The following is a 16,845-nucleotide window of genomic DNA, read 5'->3' on the forward strand; positions in this document are numbered from 1 at the left end:
CGGGGCGGACCCACCAGCACCGCCAACGGGACGTTGCTCTGCAGCCATCACCACCACCTGATCCACAAGGAAGACTGGCACATCCAGGTCCGCAACCAGATCCCCTGGTTCATCCCGCCACCCCACACCGACCCACACCGGAAACCCCGAAGAAACCACTACTTCCAGATATAGGCTCACGCCCCCAGCAGCCCCGTCGTCCGGTACGGAATCACCTCGCGCAAGAACATGCTGGTGGACGTCCGCACGATTCCCGGGCACAGCCTGATTTCTTCGGACACACGGTATAGATCGTCCGGGCTCGTCGCGACCACGCGGATGATGAGGTCGGTGTCCCCGGCTGGCGCGTGGCATTCAAGCACCTCGGGGATGTTGCGCAGGGCAGCGATCGCCTCGTTCAGCCGGCTCTGATCCAGCTCCGCACTCACCGCCGCCGCAACGCCGCGGCCCAGCGCTGAGGGCAGCACCCGGCTGCTGTTCGGACGCAAAGCGCCCGACGCCGACATGCGCTCAAGGCGCGACTGGACGGTCCCGCGCGCCAAGCCCAAGCGCTGGGCGAGGACCATGATCGGCACCCGGGGGTCGTCGTCGAGCGCGGAAAGGATGCGCTTGTCCGTTGAATCCAATTCCTGCATCGCTACCGCTTTCTGCCTAGTCACCGAAGGTCTGACTGGTCAGAATGTCCAACCAAACCCCATTCTCCCGCACAATCCCTGCCGAGTGACTTACCGCCGGGAGCAAGCCGTCCTTGAGTCATGGTTGCGAATCATTTACATGCCCGTAACGGGAAACCCTTGACGGCATGAATTTAAAACGAGAAACTCTTCTCATATGTGATTGACGTCTCAAGACGATCGACGCCCACAGCGCCGGCTCTTGGGAAGAAACCAAAGGCGAAGAAAATGGCAACAACACTCGAACTGACCATCCGCACCGCATCCTGGACCCGGCCGCCCCGCGAATTGGTCCGCGCGTTCGAAGCGTTCCCCGTAGCAAACATCGGTGACGCCATGGAGCGGCTCGGAATCGTCGACGGCGGAATCAGCCCGGTCTGGGAAGGCGCCCGCTGCGTCGGCTCGGCCCTCCCCGTCCTGGGCGCCGCTGGAGACAACGCCGCCGTCATCGAAGCGCTGAACTACATCCAGGCCGGTGACGTGGTGGTGGTCAACGGGTTTGGCCACGAACACCGTGCGCTGGTGGGCGAGCAACTGTCCCAGCGCTTCGAAGCCGCCGGCGCCACCGGAGCCGTCATTGACGGCTATATCCGGGACCGCGCCACCATCACCGAAATCAAGTTCCCCGTCTTTGCCCGCGGTGTCACCCCTGCCGGTCCGTTCAAGAACGGCCCGGGAGTCATCGGGGAGCCCGTGGCAATCGGCGGCATCGTCTGCTCGGCAGGCGACATCGTCGCCGCCGATGACGACGGAGTCGTCATCATCCCCCAGGCCCGTGCAGCGGAAATCTTGGAACGAGTCATCGCAGTGGCCGCGCACGAGGCCGAGATGACCGCGGAAATAACCCGCGAATACAGCTGAACAGCGCTTTCTCCCACCCCAGCCCCCTCATAGACTGAAAGCACCCACCATGACAAAGCAATCGACGGACTCAGTGGAACTGAACACCGCTCAAATCAAAGTCGTAACCGCTGACGGCAGGATGGTGCGCAAAGCAACCTTTGCCGGCACCATGGGTTCCTTCGTGGAGTGGTACGACTACGGCATCTACGGCCTGCTGACCACGTACCTGGCCATGAACATCATGGGTTCCAAGGACGTCGGCTCCCTACTCCTGACAAACGTCGGCTTCCTGGTGAGCTTCCTTGCCCGACCCTTCGGCAGCGTCATCTGTGGTTTCCTGGGTGACCGGCTGGGCCGCAAGAACCTGCTCGCCGTCCTCCTGCTCCTCATCTCCGGGGCCACCGCCTGCATCGGCCTCATCCCGTCGTACTCGGTCATCTTCTGGGCCGCTCCGGCCTTGCTGATCCTGTTCCGCATCCTTCAGGGCTTCTCCGCCGGCGGCGAAGTGGCAGGCGCCATGGCCTTTGTGGGCGAATACGCCCACAACAAACATCGCAACTACTCCATGAGCTTCATCGCGGTCGGTTCCTTCTGCGCCCTGCTTTTCGGTAGCGCCCTCTCCGCCGGCCTCATCACCACCCTCGGCGACTCGACCATGCAATCCTGGGCGTGGCGCATCCCATTCCTCTTCGCCCTGCCCTTGGGCTACGTCGGCTTCTACATCCGCTCCAAGATGGAAGACACCCCGCACTTCGCCGCACTACGTGAGCGCAACGAGGTGGAACGCAACCCCCTGCGCACCGTCTTCACGTCCAAGCGTCACCTCAAAGCCATCGCGCTGACCATCTTCCTCCCCGCGCTGAACGGCCCCGGCTACTACCTCCTGTTCGCGTACATGCCCACGTACCTGAAGACCCAGCTGGGTGCAGGCAACAACTTCACCATGCTCCAGGCACTCCTCGTCACTGCGGTCAGCCTGGTAGCCATCATCATCTCCATCCCGCTCATGGCCCGCTTGTCCGACCGGATCGGCCGCAAGCCGGTGCTGGCGCTCTCCGCCGTGCTCATGGCCGTGGTTTCGTACCCGATGTTTGCCATGATCACCACCGGCAACATGGCGCCTGCCTGCGTTGCCACGGTCGTCATGGCCATCGCCTTCTCCGGCCACGCTGCCGTCGTCCACACCGTGTTGACCGAAATGTTCCCCACCACCGTCCGCTACAGCGCGTACAGCATCGGCTTCAGCATCAGCACTATCATCTTCGGCGGCAGCGCGCCGCTGGTCATGACGGAACTGATCAAGGCCACCGGCAACAGCATGGTTCCCGCCTACGCCTCGATCGGCACGGCCATCATCTCGCTCGTCTCGGTCTACTTCCTGAAGGAAACCAAGGGCCAGCCCCTGCAGACGCACTAATAACGGACCACCAGAACCCCGACGGCGGCGGCCGCCAGCCATCGCAACGGCAGCCGCCGCCGTCGAACCCTTAGCAAAACAACAGAACCCCCTAACCAGGAACAGAAGCGGGAGTCACCTTGAGCATCAATTCAGTCGCCGTCGTCGCAGACCTCGGCGAAAGCTACGGCAACTACACGATCGGCGACGACGACGCCCTCCTGGGCCTCGTCACCGCTTCCAACATCGCCTGCGGTTTCCACGCCGGCGATCCGCGGGTCATGGATGCCACTGTCAAGGCCTGCGTCGAGCGCGGCATCGAACTCGGCGCACACCCCGGATATCCGGACCTGGTGGGCTTCGGCCGACGCCTCATCGAAGCCAGCGAAGAAGAAATCCGCACCGACGTCCTCTACCAGATCGGCGCGCTGGACGCATTCGCCCGCGTCCACGGCGGCAAAATCAGCCACGTGGCTCCGCACGGACGCATGGGCAGCATCGCCCAGACCGACGCCAAGCACGCCCGGGCCATCACGGATGCCATCAAGGCCTACGACCCCTCCTACATTGTGATCTGCCAGAACGGCCTCCTGGCCGATGAATCCCGCAAGCGCGGTCTTCAGGTTGGCTACGTCTTCCTGGCGGACCGCGGCTACGGCGAAGATGGCATGCCCGTCTCCCGCAACAGCGAAGGCGCACTACTGCACGACCCCGAGGAGATCGGCCGCCGCGTGGTCCAGGTGGTCACCGAGGGGACAGTCCGCGCCGTCACCGGCAAGGTCGTCCCGCTCGGCCACGACGCCGACGTCGTCCTCCTCCACGGCGACCACCCGCAAGTCCTGCAGAACGGTACTGCTCTCCGTGCGGCCCTGGACAAGGCAGGGATCACGGCCACAGGACTCCAGGAAGTCCTCGCCGAAAAGGCCCGGCTCGCCACGGTCTGAAGCTGAGCTACTACAGGATCCATCACCCGTACCACCGAGCAGGACTCATGACCACGCACACAGCACCCGCGGAGCGGATGAACCACCCGCACGAACTGGAAGCCGAGCCGTTCGGCGACTCAGCCCTCATGCTTCGGGTCAAGCACGACGACGCCGACTTCCGTCGGGCGGCGGGCAGCCGCCTCCGCGATGTGCTGCTGGAGGTGCGACCGTACGGGGTGTTGGACATCGTGGCCGGCGTTGAGTCCTTGTTGGTCGAGTTCGATTGCTTGGCCGTGACCCATGAACAACTGGCCCAGACCATTCGCCTGGCTGTTGCCGGCAACAGCCTGGAACCGGGAGCCCTTGGTGCCTCGCAATCACGGTTTGTCATCCCGATGGTGGTCAGCGAGGAGTTCTCGCCAGATCTTCAGAGCGTGGCCGAAGAGTTGGGCCTGAGTCCGGAGGCGGTGCTGGAACAGTTTCAGTCCTCGGTTCTGACCATCAACCTGCTGGCCGCAGCCATGGCCCCTATGATGGCCGGCGTCCGATTCCCAGGTCAGGTCAGCCGTTGCGTCGAGCCGCGGACCAACGTGGAACCCGGGTCCGTGATGGTGGCCGGTACCAGCGCCATCATCCAGCCGTTCCCCGGGCCGAGCGGTTGGAAAGTGATCGGCCGGACCCCGCTCACTATTTGCGACATCCGCGAAGATCCCGCCACCTCCTACAAACCGGGGGATTTGATGCGTTTCGAGGTGGTGCCGGAGCGCGATTGGTCGCGGCTTGAAGGCCAGTTCCTGCGGACCGCGTCGAACGGCGGAGCTGCTCCGCGCGGCGTTGGCTCGGACGGCCCTGAAGGCGGCAGTAATGACCTTCCCTGAACACGCGATCAGCATCCAAGTAAGTGAAGCCGGTTGGCTGTCCACGTTCCAGGACCTGGGCCGCGAGAATTCCGAATTCATGGGCGTCCCCTGCGGAGGCGCGGCGGACCAGCACTCCGCGGCGGTCGCCAACATCCTGGTCGGAAACAGCCGCAAGGCCGCGTGCCTGGAAATCATGGGAGGCCGTTTCGCCTTCACAGCCACACATGACGTGATGTGCGCCGTGACCGGGGTCCCGGCCGAGGTCACGGTCAACGGGGATCCGGTGGGCATGTGGGAGCCGTTATGCCTCCCGGCCGGAGCCAGAGTTGTGATTGCCAAGGCCAGCGGCGGCATGCGGAATTACCTGGCCTTCAGTGGCGAACTGGAAACCGCCCGTTTCATGGGCAGCGCCGCGCCGGAATCCCGGATGGGCTTTCCCCAGCAACTCGCTCCCGGGCAGACGCTCACCCTCCGCAGCCGGTACCGCGGATTCACGCACCCGTTCCTGACCCAGCCCCTGTTCCGGCTGCCTGTTCCTGTGCCGGACTTCAGCCCCGAGGTGTGGACTATCGACGTCGTCGACGGCCCTGAAACGGACCGGACGCCCGGCATCCGGAAATTGCTCAGCTCCAGCCACTACACCGTCGGCGCCAAATCCAACCACGTGGGCCTGCGTTTGGAGGGTCCCGTGGTGCATCCGGAGGGGCTCGGGGAAATCGTGTCACATGGGGTCCCGATCGGGGCGTTCGAAATCCCCCATGGCGATGAGCTCATCATCCTGGGCCGCTCAAGGACGCTGACCGCCGGCTACCCGATTGTGGCGGTCGCAGCCAAAGCCTCCCTGTCCATGCTGGGGCAGGCCAGCCCCGGCCGGAGGATGACCTTCCGTTGGATCAGCAACGCTGAGGCGGTCGGGCAATACCGGGAACAGCAGCGCGGCCTGGCGCATCTGGAAGAGCGCGTGCACGCCCTGTTTGCCGCCGTCGGGCTCCCCATCTCCGCAAGTTCCGCGGCGGCCTCGCGGAGTCCCGCAGCGGCGTGATTCGCAGTCCCCGAAGAAAACACTTGACCATCATCTTCTGAAATGAGAAACTCTTCTCATATGTGATGGGCATCTCAAATGATTCACACTAAAAACGCAAGGAACTGAAACCATGGGACTTCTGGACGGCAAGCTCGCGATCATCACCGGCGCCGGTACCGGCATGGGACGCTCGACGGCGGCCCTGCTGGCAGCCGAGGGTGCCGCGGCGGTGCTGGTGGGGCGTCGTGTAGACGTGCTTCAGGAACTCGCCGTGGAAATTGTTGCCGAAGGCGGCCGTGCCGTTGCCCGGGCCGCGGACATCACTTCCAAAGACGACGTAGATGCACTGCTGGACTGGGTCCACGAGAATCTGGGCCCGGTGGACATCCTTGTCAACAACGCAGGTAGCTCCAGCAAGGTCCTCAACGTCCGCTGGATCAGCCAGCAGGAATGGAACGAGGTCCTGGACGTCAACCTCAACGCCGTCTACCTGCTCAGCCAGGCAGTCCTTCCGGACATGCTGGCCCGCAAGACCGGAACCATCATCACGGTCTCCTCGCTCGCAGCGGTGAACCCCAACTTGCTCGGCGGCGCCGCGTACGGTGCGGCCAAGGCCGCGGTCCGGAACTTCATGACGTACCTCCATAACACCTTCCGCAACGACGGACTGCGCGCGGTGACCATCCTGCCGGGTGAAACGGCGACGCCCATCCTGGACAACCGCGCCCGACCACCCCGGGCAGAGGAGCGCGATGCCATGGTGCAGCCAGAGGACGTGGCCCGAGCCATTCACCTCGTGGCCACGCTGCCCCAGCGCACCGTCGTCCAGGAATTGGTCATCGCCCCCACCATCCAGCGGGATACCTCCGGCGACATCGAGATCAGCCGCTGGGCCGGAGCCCCCGCCGATCAATCACCCGCCGACCAGGCACGGCGGCAATGAAGCCCCGCAGACTCTACGCGCCCGCGGCTGCGACAAAGACCCCTAGAACAACCTCCGCAACCACCCAGATCAGGACCCTCATGACACTCGAGCCAGCCACCGCCGTCGCCGATTTCCAGCCCTCCGAGGCGGTGCAGCGCATCCAGCGCACATCGCTGCGGGTGCAGCAGCCCCAATCCAAGGGGGACCTTGTCTCCTTGGCCATGGGCGAGCCGGACTTCGACACTCCGGCCCAGGTTCGAGCAGCAGCCACTCGCGCCCTCGAAGATGGCTTCACCCACTACTCGCCGTTGCTCGGCGAGCTGGTGCTTCGCGAGGAGCTGGCTGCCCGTATCGGCCAGCTCCTCGGCGGAGTGGCCAGCCCCGGCGACGTGCTCATCACGCAGGGCGGCACGGCCGGCCTGTCCGCAGCGATCCTCGGCATCGTCAACCCCGGCGACAAAGTGGTCATTCCAGACCCCACCTATTCCCTGTATGCGGATCTCGTGAGCATGGCCGGGGGCATCACTGTGCCGGTGCCGCTTGCCGATGACCTTCACTGGGACCTGGAAGCGCTGGCCACCGCGCTTGAAGGCGCCAGGATGTTCGTCTTCTGCAACCCGTCCAACCCGACCGGCATCGTGCACTCGCGCCGCGAACTCGAAGCACTCGCCGACATGGTCGCCGGAACCGACACGTTGATTCTTTCCGACGAGGCCTATAGCGATCTGGTCTACACGCCCGAACCCTTCACCTCGGCACTTGAAATCCAAGCCCTGGGCGGCCGGACCATCTACTGCCAGACCTTCTCCAAGAGCTATGCCATGACAGGATGGCGCATCGGCTACCTCTGGGGCCCGTCCGACGTCATCGCCTCCGCAGCCCGGGTCCACAACACCTTCAACGGCTCCATGAACCAGGCCGTGCAATACGCTGCGTTGACTGCTCTCAAGACATGCGGACCGGACATCGAACGCATGCACGCCTCCTATGCCTTGCGCAGGGAGCTCATGGCCAACGGTCTCCAGCAGATTCCGGGTCTCACGGTCAGCTCGCCGGAAGGTGCGTTCTACCTTTTCCCCAAGTACGACGTCGAGCTGCCAGCGGCCGCGATGGTGGCCCACCTTCGCAACCACGGCGTGGCCGTCCGTCCCGGCAGCGAGTTCGGCCGGAACGGCGAGTTCCACTTGCGCCTGTCCTACGCGGCCAGCTCCGAGGCCATTACCGCAGGTGTGGAGCGGCTGGCCGCCGGATTGGCCGAGCTCCGGTGAGTGCCGCGGATGTGGCCAGCGTAGCGCCTGCCGCTCAGGCGCTACGCTGGAATCTGACACGGAAGGGGGCGCCCATGCGCAGCGACACCCAACGCAACCGCCGCCAGCTGGTGCGGGCTGCCGGGAAGCTCTTTGCCAAGGCCAAGGGCCCGGTGAGCATGACGGACATCGCCCGCGAAGCCGAGATCTCCCCCGCAACGGCGTACCGGCATTTCGCCTCGGTGGAGGACGTACTGGCCGCGTTCCGTTTTGGTGTTGGCGAGAAGCTACGCGATTTCAGCGTCGCCCAGACCACCTCGGGCGTGGAACTGCTGGAGAGCGTAAGCCGGCACTGGGTGGGCCTTGTCATCAAGCATGGCGGTTCCATGGTCCATACCCGTTCCGGCGAGGGGTATCTGGCCCGTCTTCGCTCCGGCGCGTACTACCTGACCATCCAGGCCGAGGCTTTGGAGCGGCCACTCCGCGAGGCCTGTGAGGAACTAGGCCTCCCGCCCCTGGGGGACGAAGCCATGTTCCTGTGGAACATCCTCTTCGACCCCCGGGAAATTTTCGATCTGCTCAACACCGTCGGCCTGGACAAGGACCAAGTGTCCACCAAGCTTTGTGCTGCGCTCCGCGGAGCCATGGCCGCCTGGGCCGCTGCCGAACCAACTTCGGCAAAGTGACCATCCCTTGTTCATCTTCTGCCGATAAATTAGTCAGATTGACCAATGGCGGTTGAGTCCGTTGCGCCAGTTGTAGTGTTCCTGTTGAAATAGTGGCAACGAAGGGAATGGCTACCGCCGGACCCCGCAGGCTACGGACCCTCCGGTACACCACCCGGCCACCCGAAACATCGTCCCGCAAAGACGCAGCCGCTGATTGACTCTTGTTCACGCATCGTCTTTCCGCACCCCGCCGGCATTGTCATGACAGCGCCGGCACCACCATAAGAGCCCCTGAGCCACCGAACGCGTTGCGGTAGCTGAGGGGCTCTTGTGCTGCCCGGGTTGTGCTCTCAGAGGGGCTGAATCAACACTGCGACATAGTCGTATTCATCTTCAGAGGCGGTGGTCCACTCGACATCCACCAGATCACCCGCCTTGAGGGACCTGTACCCGCCTGATTGCTCGATGACCGAGAAATGTCCGAAGCATTTCTTCCCGTCGGGAAGAATAAGTTCCCCCCAACCTTCTTCGGCTTTCCAGAAGGAAACCGTTGCCTTCATTCGAGCTGAGCTCAACGTTGGTCCTCTCTTTGGAAAGTGAACTTACGCAATTCTCCCCGTGTCCCGCACCCTCGCCGGAATCCTGCAGGTAGGCCGAGCGCCGCATAGTCTTGTGCCATGACTTCCGCTGGCCGCTTCGCTCCGAGCCCCTCCGGCGAGCTTCATTTGGGCAATCTGCGCACGGCCATGCTCGCCTGGCTTTTCGCGCGTTCCACGGGCCGCGCGTTCCTGCTACGTGTGGAGGACCTCGACCGTGCGCGGGCCGGTGCCGAGGAGGTCCAGCTCCGCGACCTGGAAGCCGTCGGCGTGACCTGGGACGGCGCCGTCGTTCGCCAGACGGACCGTGCCGGGCTGTACGACGACGCGATCGAGCGGCTCACGGACGCCGGATTGACGTATGAGTGCTTCTGCACGCGACGCGAGATCCAGGACGCGCCGTCCGCCCCGCACGCGCCACAAGGCGCCTACCCGGGGACGTGCAGGAACCTTTCGACGGCGGAGCTTGAGATCCGCAGGGCTTCCCGCCCGGCTGCCATCCGGCTTCGCGCCGAAACCCATGAATGGACTGTGGAAGACGGGCTGCACGGACAATACACGGGCGTCGTGGATGATTTTGTACTCCGACGGAACGACGGCGTCACTGCCTACAATTTGGCCGTGGTGGTGGATGACGCGGAACAGGGCGTGGACCAGGTGGTCCGCGGAGACGACCTCCTCTCCTCTACGCCCCGCCAGGCCTATTTGGCCTCGTTGTTGGGCTTAGCCGTTCCGGAATACGCCCATGTCCCTTTGGTACTGAATCGCGACGGCGCCCGCCTGGCCAAGCGCGACGGTGCAGTGACGCTCGGCGACCTTGCCGCCGTCGGGCTGTCTACCGGAGAGGTGCGGGACGTGATCCTGGAATCGCTCGGCTTGCCGGGAGGGCCGCTTGAAGAGGCCTTGGATAGATTTGATCCGGCCCGATTGCCAAGCGGGCCATGGATATGGAACGGCATTCAGCAATCAACCCTCCGGAAAGGGGCATAAGTGCTCGCCTACGTGCTGACCCGCTACGGCGGTGCCGACGCAATGGAGCTGCAGGACGTCCCCAAGCCGATTGCCGGTCCGGGCGAGGTCCTGGTCAGAGTGTTTGCCGCGGGGCTCAATCCTGTGGACTACAAGCAACGCGAAGGCGCAGTCCGGGTGATCACCAGGCCAAGGCTGCCCTTGGTTGCCGGAAGCGAACTGGCCGGGATCGTGGAAGCTGTCGGCCCGGGCGTCACCCGCTTTGCCACGGGAGACCGGGTGTTTGCCCGCGTGGACAAGACCCGGCTGGGAGCCTTTGCCGAGCACGCCGCCGTCCAGGAGGATCTCGTGGCGCTCATGCCAAGGTCGCTCAGCTACGCCGAGGCCGCGAGCCTTCCCTTGGCGGGCCTCACGGCCTTGCAGGCACTGCGCGACGAACTCAAGGTCAAGCCCGGGACCAAGCTGTTTATCTCCGGAGGCGCGGGCGGAGTGGGAACCCTGGCCATCCAGCTGGCCAAATACTTCGGCGCCGAGGTGACCACTACCGCGTCCCCCCGGGGAGAAGAGCTGGTGAGGCGGCTCGGCGCGGACGCCGTCGTCGACTACACGAAGGAAAACCTGGCCGAAGTGCTCAGCGGCTTCGACGCCGCGCTGGATCTCGTGGGCGGGGAGACGCTGGATCAGACGTTCAAGATCCTCAAGCCGGGCTCGAAAGTGGTCAGCATCGCCGGGATGCCCGAACCGCAGACGGCCCTGAAAGACCTTGCGGCCCCCGCATGGCTGACCGCCCTGTTCTGGGCGATCAGCCTCGGAATCCGGAGCCGCGCCCGTGAAGCCAACGTGCGGTACCGCTACCTTTTCATGCGCCCAAGTGGCGAGGACCTGAAATTCCTGGCACGCCTGGTTTCCGATGGGAAACTCAAACCCGTGGTGGACAGCAGCTATCCGCTCGAAAAGATCGCCGACGCTTTTGCCGCGCTGGAGCAGGGACGCGCCAAGGGCAAGATCGTGGTGACCATGGACACCCGCGGCAGTTAGGGGGCAGAAGGGATTAGGCTGTCCGGGTGGATGCACAGACGATTGCCCCTGGATTCGAACCAGTCGCCGAACTCTTCGGCCGTTTCCTCAGCGAGGACCCGGAATATTCAGCCCAGCTCGCGGCCTACCACCGCGGCGTCAAGGTGTTGGACATCAGCGGCGGGCCGCACCGCCGCCCGGATTCCGTGACCGGTGTCTTCTCCTGCTCCAAGGGAGTGTCCGGGCTCGTCATCGCACTTTTGGTCCAGGATGGCTTCCTGGACCTCGACGCCGAAGTGGTCAAGTACTGGCCGGAATTCGGCGCCGAAGGAAAGGCCACTATTACCGTGGCCCAGCTACTCTCCCACCAGGCCGGGCTTCTGGGAGTCGAAGGCGGACTCACCCTCGCGGAATACAACAACTCCGAGCTGGCCGCCGCCAAGCTCGCGCAGATGCGGCCGCTGTGGAAGCCCGGGGCCGCCTTCGGGTACCACGCCCTGACCATCGGCGTCTTTATGGAGGAGCTTTGCCGCAGGATTACCGGGTCCACGCTCCAGGAAATCTACGAACAACGCATCCGCTCCGTCACCGGTGCCCACTTTTTCCTCGGACTGCCTGAATCCGAGGAGCCGCGCTATGCCACCCTCCGATGGGCCGCAGACCTCTCCCAGCCGTGGATTGATCCCGCCAGCCATTTCGGTCTTTCGACAAACTCGGCCGTGGGAGACATCCTTGACCTGCCCAACCTCCGCGAGGTCCGCGCAGCCGGCCTGAGTTCAGCCGCCGGAGTTGCCAGCGCCGAAGGCATGGCCCGTGTCTACGCTGCGGCACTCACCGGACTTGCCCCCGACGGCGACCGACCCGCCGTCGGGCCCCTCCTTAGCGAAGAGACCATCCGGACCGTCACCGCCGAGCAGGTCTTCGGCATCGACCGGGTGTTCGGCGAGACAAGCTGCTTCGGGACCGTGTTCATGAAATCGCATGCGCGCTCGCCGTACGGCAGCTACCGGGCGTTCGGGCACGACGGCGCCAGCGCATCTTTGGGGTTCGCTGACCCTGTGTATGAACTCGCCTTCGGGTACGTGCCGCAACAGGCCGAGCCGGGTGGAGCGGGATGCCGCAACCTCGAGCTGAGCGCCGCCGTGCGGAAGTCAGTCACCGAACTGGCTCAGTAGGATGAAGCATGACCGAACCGAGATTCACCGTTGAAACAGCCATGGTCCTTGCCGAAGTGGCGCACAACCGCCAGAAGGACAAGCTGAAGCGGCCGTACCGCGAGCACGTGCTGGCGGTAGGGGATGCGCTCGCCGATTTCGACGACGACATCCGGATCGCAGGCTACCTGCACGACATCGCCAAGGACACGCCGATCACCAAGCAGGCGCTGCTCGACATGGGTGTTTCCGAGCGCGCAGTGGGCATCATCGAACGAGTAACGCGCCGATTCCAGGATGACTCGGACAACGATGAAGCCGTCGTCCTTCATATCGCACAGGACCATGACGCCACCCTGGTCAAGATCGCCTGCAACGCCCACAACTCCGTGCCGGAGCGCGTGCGGGCGCTCGCCGAGAAGTGGCCGGACAAGGCACCCACCACGCGCTACGCGGACGCCCGGGAAGTGCTCTACAAGGCGGTGCCGCGGGGCGAAATCCACTTGGTCCTGCAACGCATCAACCCGGATCTGCTGTCCGAGATGGACCGGTTGGCGGACTAGCGGTTCGACGCGGCAGGTCTCGCCTGTCTATGGTTTCGTGGGTTCGTCCTGCCCCGGGCTGGAAGGAGCCGCCGCCTCCCGGCCAGTGGATGCGGTGACTTCCGCGAGGACCCGCTGATGGATCTGGGCGGTGAGCTCGTGAATCGCGCGTGTCAGGTCGGTGTTCTCCTCGAGCAGATGCTCCTGGGCGTTGTAGTCGTGGTCTGCTTTTACCTGCTGGAAAGCCGCTTGGCGGTTCTGTCCGATCATGACGAACGTCGAAAGGAAGATCGCTTCGAGCGAGACGATCAGCGTCAACGTCGGCCACGGGCTCTGCTCGAACACGAGCATCCACACGGCGAAGAGCAATATGTGCAGGTAGACGAAGTTCATTGATCCGGCGAAGGCCGTGATCGCATCCGCGACTCGCAGCTGAATGCTGGCGGCCCGGCGCTCGGCCTCCGCCAGGACCGATGGGTGGAGCTTCGACCGCTCGCTTTGAGAGAGCAACCGTGTGGGTCTCAGATAGGAGCGTGAATGCGGAAGAGTGCCCGTCGCGGATGTCGATTGGTGTCCGGCCTGCTGTGCCATACGTTCAATCCCTTGGCTCGCGGCGAGCCCATCTCGCCTCTGGGTGCGAGCCTAGCGTTGCCATGCGCGTGAACCTAGGAACGAACGCTCGGGCAAGTGCGGCGGGTCGGGGGCGGAGCCGGGCAGTGCCGGGGCAACGGCAGTGCCCTGTCCCGGTGCTCGCGTGGCGGAATGACGGCTGGTATTACACGCGGGATCTTCCACGGAGGAAGTGGAAGATCAGAACGATCACGGCAACAACCAAAAGCAGGTGGATGAACCCGCCACCGATGTTGCCGATGAATCCGAGAAGCCAGAGAACCGCAATAATGATGGCTATCCAAAGCAACATAACAGTCTCCCTTTTGTGTACAAATGGAAATTCTGATCTGCGCCCCGCTGCTCTGCGACCCGCGCAGATACCGTGTGGTGCCCTCACCCTATGTCAGTATCGGGTTCGTGTTAACGGCCACGCAATAAGCAATAGTCAGGTTCCGATTTGGTGGCCCGGCTCGGGGAAAGCTACCCGCTCATCAACCTTCGCCGATGCCTGAGCTCCTTGACCCAGTCCCTCGTCTGCACCGGCCCGAAAGGTGAGGCGCCGGCGTCGAGCTCTGCTACAAGCGGGCCCGAGGCCCTGAGTGCGAGTCCCAGGACTCCCTCCGCTGCGCGCTCCGTCAGCCCGAGCTTCGCGGCCCAGGCAAGGAAGTGCTTCCTGGAGATTCCACTTTTCTTGCCGCCGATGCCCAGCGCGAGCGTCTTGTCCCCATAGACCACTGTGGAGGGGATGTCGTAGACCGGAGCGATGGTGTACTCGCCCTGCGGTGACTGGACCCCTGACTGTGACTGAACCATCGACACGTTCTTGGCATGGAGGTCACCGTTGCCGCTGAGCCAAGCGAAGGCCAGCTGAATGGCGAGGTTCCGCAAGGCCGGGAGAGGCGCGGAACAGTGCGCCGCCAAAGCCAGGCAAACCTCGCCGAACGGCACGCTGTACTTGTCCGCAGGGTAGAGTCCCAGCACTTGGGCTCCGTCCTCGACGGCGAGGCGCAGCGCGGTGCCGTCGGCTCCGGTGAGGCGATCGAAACGCTCCACGAGCAGCCCCGCCCGCCCGCCGACGTCGTGCACCAACTGCACGGTACTCACCGGGATCCGCAGCTTGCGCGCAAAACGGAACATCAGGAATTCGTTTTCCACGACAAACGGGAACTCGGGAGCATTCAGTTTGAGGATGAAGCGCTTGCCCGCTTGCGCCACCGGGAGCGAGATCATCCCGGCCGACAACTTATCCTGCACACCCGCCAGCGCCACAGGATCAATGAGGCCTGAATCGCCGAGCAGCGCGTCGAAGTCGAGCGGCAGTTTCGAATCGAGCACGACGGCGGAGCCTCCTTCCGTGGGCGGCTCACCGTGGGGGACCGTCTGGACATCGCCCACGGCGTCCCCGCCCGCCCCCATGAGGAGCGCGAGCTCGTCGTCGGCGCTGGCCTTGACCGCCCGGCGCAGTGAATTCAGGCGGCGACCTTCCGGGAGGAGCCCCGTGAAGTACGGCGGAACCGCGCCACTCGGGGTGAACACCGCTTCGCGCGTCAGCGGGAGCGTCGTGGCGACGGCTGGACCGCCTGATTCGAGGTACCGCGGCAAGTAGCTGAACTTGGTGCCGCCTTCATGCCGCTCGATGCGCGCAGCCAGGACTCCCTGCTTGTAGACGTCGGCGATGCGGTGGAATGTCATGACCGGCTGTTTGCCGTCCGGTTGCCCGCGGGTTGCACCAAGAGCTCAAGGCCGAGCGTGCTGAGGACCGCGAGGAGTGGTTCCAATTGGACCGTGGTCTTCCCTTGCTCCACGAAGCGGACGAATCGTTCCGAGACTCCTGCGAGGTCTGCGAGGTCGGACTGGCTCAGGCTGAGGGAGGCGCGGCGGGCACGGACTTTGGCGCCGAGGGACTCCGTGAATTCCTTGGGGGACATGTCCACCCTTCTGAGTCTTTTGGGGGCATGCGCATACGCGCGTCCGGTACGTTCGTGCCGGTTTCACCATTTTCCATCTCCTGGGGAGACGAATCAAGGGTTCGTGGCCACGAATCGGTACGTTCGTGCCGATGAGTTTCACGTCGACATCGTGGGTGCGGGCCGTGCGCTGCGTTCCGGTGCAGCGATTTGGGGCCCGGACCCACGATTCGCCTAGGTGGCCGGACGCGCCCTCAGCCTCTCCAGCGCTGCTTCCCGGCGTGCGGCCCCGCGCCGTTCGTCGATCACGATCGAGATAGCCAATGCCGCCACAATCACCATCATGCAGACCGGAACAGAGACATCCAGGGCGGCCAAGCCCACACTGCCGCAGAGCAACACGACCACGAGGGCCGTGACTCCGACGAGCGCGCGGTCGAAACCCAGCAGGTAGCCGTATAGCGAACTCAGGGCTACCTTGAACAGGGCCACCGGGACGGCAATGGTGGCTACTACGACGGTGGCGCTGATGTGGGCGGCATGATCGATGAAGAGGGCGGCCATGTGAAGTCCGCCACCAGTGGCGGCGATCGACCCAAAGATGAACATGTGACCGTATCCGAAGACGAATGCCCGGTGCCGTTGGTGATGCAGGGCGTGGCCGGACGGGAGGATGAAGTAGATCCACCACATTCCAAAGGCCAGTCCGGTACCGCCGAGGCCCACAAGGGCGGCGTCAACGGACCAACCGTGAAGGGCGACGATCGCCCGAAGGGATTCGATGGCTCCGATCAAGCACTCGCCCAGGGCGATGATGGCCAGGAGGCCGTAGCGTTCCGCGATGTGGTGTGCATGCCACGGCGTCTTGGCTTTGCGCTCGGCGATGGTCGGCGTCGCCATTTCCAGCAGGAAGAGCGGGGCAGCCATGAGGAAATTCGCCAGGATGTCGGCGTGGACAATCAGCACCACCACCCAGCCAATCTGCGCCACCACCAGGAATTTCGCGTAGGTGAGGCATGCGCTTCGGCGTTCCGGATCCTGCTTCGCCGCGCGCAGCCACTGAAACACCAAGGCCAACCGCATGATGATGTAACCCAGCACCATGGTGGAGTTGTCCACGCGGTGGCCCTCGTCGAGCGATTGGAACATCGGTTCGATGCCCATGGCAAGGATGAGCACACCCACCATCTGCACCATGGTGACAACCCGGAAGACCCAATCGTCAGTATCGTAGGCGCTGGCAAACCACGAGAAATTGATCCAGGCCCACATGACAGCGAACATCGCGAAAGTGAAGCCGATCAACCCGGAGCCGAAACGGGCCTCGGCCAGCTCGTGCGCGAACTGGCTACCCGCAACCCCAAAGGCGATAACGAACGTCAAGTCAAAGAACAGTTCCAAGGGCGTGGCCGTGCGATTCAGCTCCTGGGGATCGCGCCCGCCCATGCGCGAAAGTGCATGGCGCAATGGATTCATGGACATGGT

At 64.1% G+C, this 16,845-nt stretch carries 20 protein-coding genes; 13 read left to right on the forward strand and 7 right to left on the reverse strand.

Going from position 1 to position 16,845, the window contains the following annotated elements:
• On the forward strand, positions 1-174 hold a 174-nt coding region (locus AB4Z38_RS19795; protein ID WP_441429665.1), incomplete at its 5' end, for an HNH endonuclease.
• Positions 175-176: 2 nt separating this feature from the next.
• On the opposite strand, the gene AB4Z38_RS19800 is transcribed toward AB4Z38_RS19795, so the two are convergent.
• The gene (locus tag AB4Z38_RS19800) at positions 177-635 is read right to left on the reverse strand and encodes an Lrp/AsnC family transcriptional regulator (protein WP_441431285.1); all 459 of its coding nucleotides are present in this window, start codon (positions 633-635) and stop codon (positions 177-179) included.
• 267 nt (positions 636-902) lie between these two features.
• Here AB4Z38_RS19800 and AB4Z38_RS19805 point away from each other — a divergent pair, with 267 nt between their 5' ends.
• The 8 genes from AB4Z38_RS19805 to AB4Z38_RS19840 all read left to right on the forward strand — a co-directional run bounded on the left by AB4Z38_RS19805 (position 903) and on the right by AB4Z38_RS19840 (position 8,581).
• Positions 903-1,535, forward strand: a complete 633-nt coding sequence (locus AB4Z38_RS19805) for an RraA family protein (RefSeq protein WP_441431286.1) — start codon at positions 903-905, stop codon at positions 1,533-1,535.
• Between the two features lie 49 nt (positions 1,536-1,584).
• Positions 1,585-2,934, forward strand: a complete 1,350-nt coding sequence (locus tag AB4Z38_RS19810; protein WP_441431287.1) for an MFS transporter — start codon at positions 1,585-1,587, stop codon at positions 2,932-2,934.
• Positions 2,935-3,053: 119 nt separating this feature from the next.
• Positions 3,054-3,857 (forward strand): LamB/YcsF family protein, encoded by an 804-nt coding sequence (locus AB4Z38_RS19815; protein WP_441431288.1) that lies wholly within the window; start codon positions 3,054-3,056, stop codon positions 3,855-3,857.
• A 47-nt stretch (positions 3,858-3,904) separates the two neighbouring features.
• A complete protein-coding gene (locus tag AB4Z38_RS19820) occupies positions 3,905-4,717 on the forward strand; it encodes a carboxyltransferase domain-containing protein (protein WP_441431289.1) in 813 nt (270 codons plus the stop codon).
• The gene (locus AB4Z38_RS19825; protein WP_441431290.1) at positions 4,704-5,741 is read left to right on the forward strand and encodes a biotin-dependent carboxyltransferase family protein; all 1,038 of its coding nucleotides are present in this window, start codon (positions 4,704-4,706) and stop codon (positions 5,739-5,741) included. Before AB4Z38_RS19820 ends, AB4Z38_RS19825 begins: the two co-directional genes overlap by 14 nt.
• A 112-nt stretch (positions 5,742-5,853) precedes the next feature.
• Positions 5,854-6,666 (forward strand): SDR family oxidoreductase, encoded by an 813-nt coding sequence (locus AB4Z38_RS19830; protein ID WP_441431291.1) that lies wholly within the window; start codon positions 5,854-5,856, stop codon positions 6,664-6,666.
• A gap of 80 nt (positions 6,667-6,746) precedes the next feature.
• Entirely contained in the window at positions 6,747-7,916 is a 1,170-nt protein-coding gene (locus tag AB4Z38_RS19835; RefSeq protein ID WP_441431292.1) for a pyridoxal phosphate-dependent aminotransferase, read from the forward strand.
• Positions 7,917-7,990: 74 nt separating this feature from the next.
• Positions 7,991-8,581: a TetR/AcrR family transcriptional regulator gene (locus tag AB4Z38_RS19840; protein WP_268020064.1), complete on the forward strand. Its 591-nt coding sequence runs from the start codon at positions 7,991-7,993 to the stop codon at positions 8,579-8,581.
• A gap of 332 nt (positions 8,582-8,913) precedes the next feature.
• Here AB4Z38_RS19840 and AB4Z38_RS19845 read toward each other — a convergent pair whose 3' ends face one another.
• Complete coding sequence (locus AB4Z38_RS19845) at positions 8,914-9,138, reverse strand: hypothetical protein (protein ID WP_441431293.1); 225 nt, start codon at positions 9,136-9,138, stop codon at positions 8,914-8,916.
• Positions 9,139-9,240: 102 nt separating this feature from the next.
• On the opposite strand from AB4Z38_RS19845, the gene gluQRS reads away from it, so the two are divergent.
• Genes gluQRS through AB4Z38_RS19865 form a run of 4 tightly spaced genes read left to right on the forward strand, consistent with a single transcriptional unit; the run spans position 9,241 to position 12,862 of the window.
• Positions 9,241-10,149, forward strand: a complete 909-nt coding sequence (gene gluQRS, locus AB4Z38_RS19850) for a tRNA glutamyl-Q(34) synthetase GluQRS (protein ID WP_441431294.1) — start codon at positions 9,241-9,243, stop codon at positions 10,147-10,149.
• The gene (locus AB4Z38_RS19855) at positions 10,150-11,166 is read left to right on the forward strand and encodes an NADP-dependent oxidoreductase (RefSeq protein WP_441431295.1); all 1,017 of its coding nucleotides are present in this window, start codon (positions 10,150-10,152) and stop codon (positions 11,164-11,166) included.
• A 26-nt stretch (positions 11,167-11,192) separates the two neighbouring features.
• Positions 11,193-12,320, forward strand: a complete 1,128-nt coding sequence (locus AB4Z38_RS19860) for a serine hydrolase domain-containing protein (RefSeq protein ID WP_441431296.1) — start codon at positions 11,193-11,195, stop codon at positions 12,318-12,320.
• 8 nt (positions 12,321-12,328) lie between these two features.
• Entirely contained in the window at positions 12,329-12,862 is a 534-nt protein-coding gene (locus tag AB4Z38_RS19865; RefSeq protein ID WP_332602888.1) for a phosphohydrolase, read from the forward strand.
• 27 nt (positions 12,863-12,889) lie between these two features.
• On the opposite strand, the gene AB4Z38_RS19870 is transcribed toward AB4Z38_RS19865, so the two are convergent.
• The 5 genes from AB4Z38_RS19870 to AB4Z38_RS19890 form a co-directional block, all read right to left on the reverse strand.
• Entirely contained in the window at positions 12,890-13,432 is a 543-nt protein-coding gene (locus tag AB4Z38_RS19870; protein WP_441431297.1) for a DUF1003 domain-containing protein, read from the reverse strand.
• Between the two features lie 184 nt (positions 13,433-13,616).
• Positions 13,617-13,763: a lmo0937 family membrane protein gene (locus tag AB4Z38_RS19875; protein WP_441431298.1), complete on the reverse strand. Its 147-nt coding sequence runs from the start codon at positions 13,761-13,763 to the stop codon at positions 13,617-13,619.
• A 170-nt stretch (positions 13,764-13,933) separates the two neighbouring features.
• Entirely contained in the window at positions 13,934-15,145 is a 1,212-nt protein-coding gene (locus tag AB4Z38_RS19880) for a type II toxin-antitoxin system HipA family toxin (protein ID WP_441431299.1), read from the reverse strand.
• On the reverse strand, positions 15,142-15,381 hold the full coding sequence (locus tag AB4Z38_RS19885) for a helix-turn-helix transcriptional regulator (RefSeq protein WP_441431300.1): 240 nt from the start codon (positions 15,379-15,381) through the stop codon (positions 15,142-15,144). Before AB4Z38_RS19885 ends, AB4Z38_RS19880 begins: the two co-directional genes overlap by 4 nt.
• 213 nt (positions 15,382-15,594) lie before the next feature.
• Complete coding sequence (locus tag AB4Z38_RS19890; RefSeq protein ID WP_441431301.1) at positions 15,595-16,842, reverse strand: low temperature requirement protein A; 1,248 nt, start codon at positions 16,840-16,842, stop codon at positions 15,595-15,597.
• Between the last annotated feature and the right edge of the window lie 3 nt (positions 16,843-16,845).

Origin of the sequence: Arthrobacter sp. 2RAF6, assembly GCF_052115205.1 — a bacterium.
Classification (GTDB): Bacteria; Actinomycetota; Actinomycetes; order Actinomycetales; family Micrococcaceae; genus Arthrobacter.

Coding starts and splice junctions, on each gene's coding strand:
- AB4Z38_RS19840 (WP_268020064.1), top strand. CDS start 7,991: ATGCGCAGCGACACCCAACGCAACCGCCGCCAGCTGGTGCGGGCTGCC.
- AB4Z38_RS19835 (WP_441431292.1), top strand. CDS start 6,747: ATGACACTCGAGCCAGCCACCGCCGTCGCCGATTTCCAGCCCTCCGAG.
- gluQRS (WP_441431294.1), top strand. CDS start 9,241: ATGACTTCCGCTGGCCGCTTCGCTCCGAGCCCCTCCGGCGAGCTTCAT.
- AB4Z38_RS19830 (WP_441431291.1), top strand. CDS start 5,854: ATGGGACTTCTGGACGGCAAGCTCGCGATCATCACCGGCGCCGGTACC.
- AB4Z38_RS19890 (WP_441431301.1), bottom strand. CDS start 16,842: ATGTCCATGAATCCATTGCGCCATGCACTTTCGCGCATGGGCGGGCGC.
- AB4Z38_RS19865 (WP_332602888.1), top strand. CDS start 12,329: ATGACCGAACCGAGATTCACCGTTGAAACAGCCATGGTCCTTGCCGAA.
- AB4Z38_RS19875 (WP_441431298.1), bottom strand. CDS start 13,763: ATGTTGCTTTGGATAGCCATCATTATTGCGGTTCTCTGGCTTCTCGGA.
- AB4Z38_RS19885 (WP_441431300.1), bottom strand. CDS start 15,381: ATGTCCCCCAAGGAATTCACGGAGTCCCTCGGCGCCAAAGTCCGTGCC.
- AB4Z38_RS19880 (WP_441431299.1), bottom strand. CDS start 15,145: ATGACATTCCACCGCATCGCCGACGTCTACAAGCAGGGAGTCCTGGCT.
- AB4Z38_RS19825 (WP_441431290.1), top strand. CDS start 4,704: ATGACCTTCCCTGAACACGCGATCAGCATCCAAGTAAGTGAAGCCGGT.
- AB4Z38_RS19870 (WP_441431297.1), bottom strand. CDS start 13,432: ATGGCACAGCAGGCCGGACACCAATCGACATCCGCGACGGGCACTCTT.
- AB4Z38_RS19805 (WP_441431286.1), top strand. CDS start 903: ATGGCAACAACACTCGAACTGACCATCCGCACCGCATCCTGGACCCGG.
- AB4Z38_RS19800 (WP_441431285.1), bottom strand. CDS start 635: ATGCAGGAATTGGATTCAACGGACAAGCGCATCCTTTCCGCGCTCGAC.
- AB4Z38_RS19820 (WP_441431289.1), top strand. CDS start 3,905: ATGACCACGCACACAGCACCCGCGGAGCGGATGAACCACCCGCACGAA.
- AB4Z38_RS19810 (WP_441431287.1), top strand. CDS start 1,585: ATGACAAAGCAATCGACGGACTCAGTGGAACTGAACACCGCTCAAATC.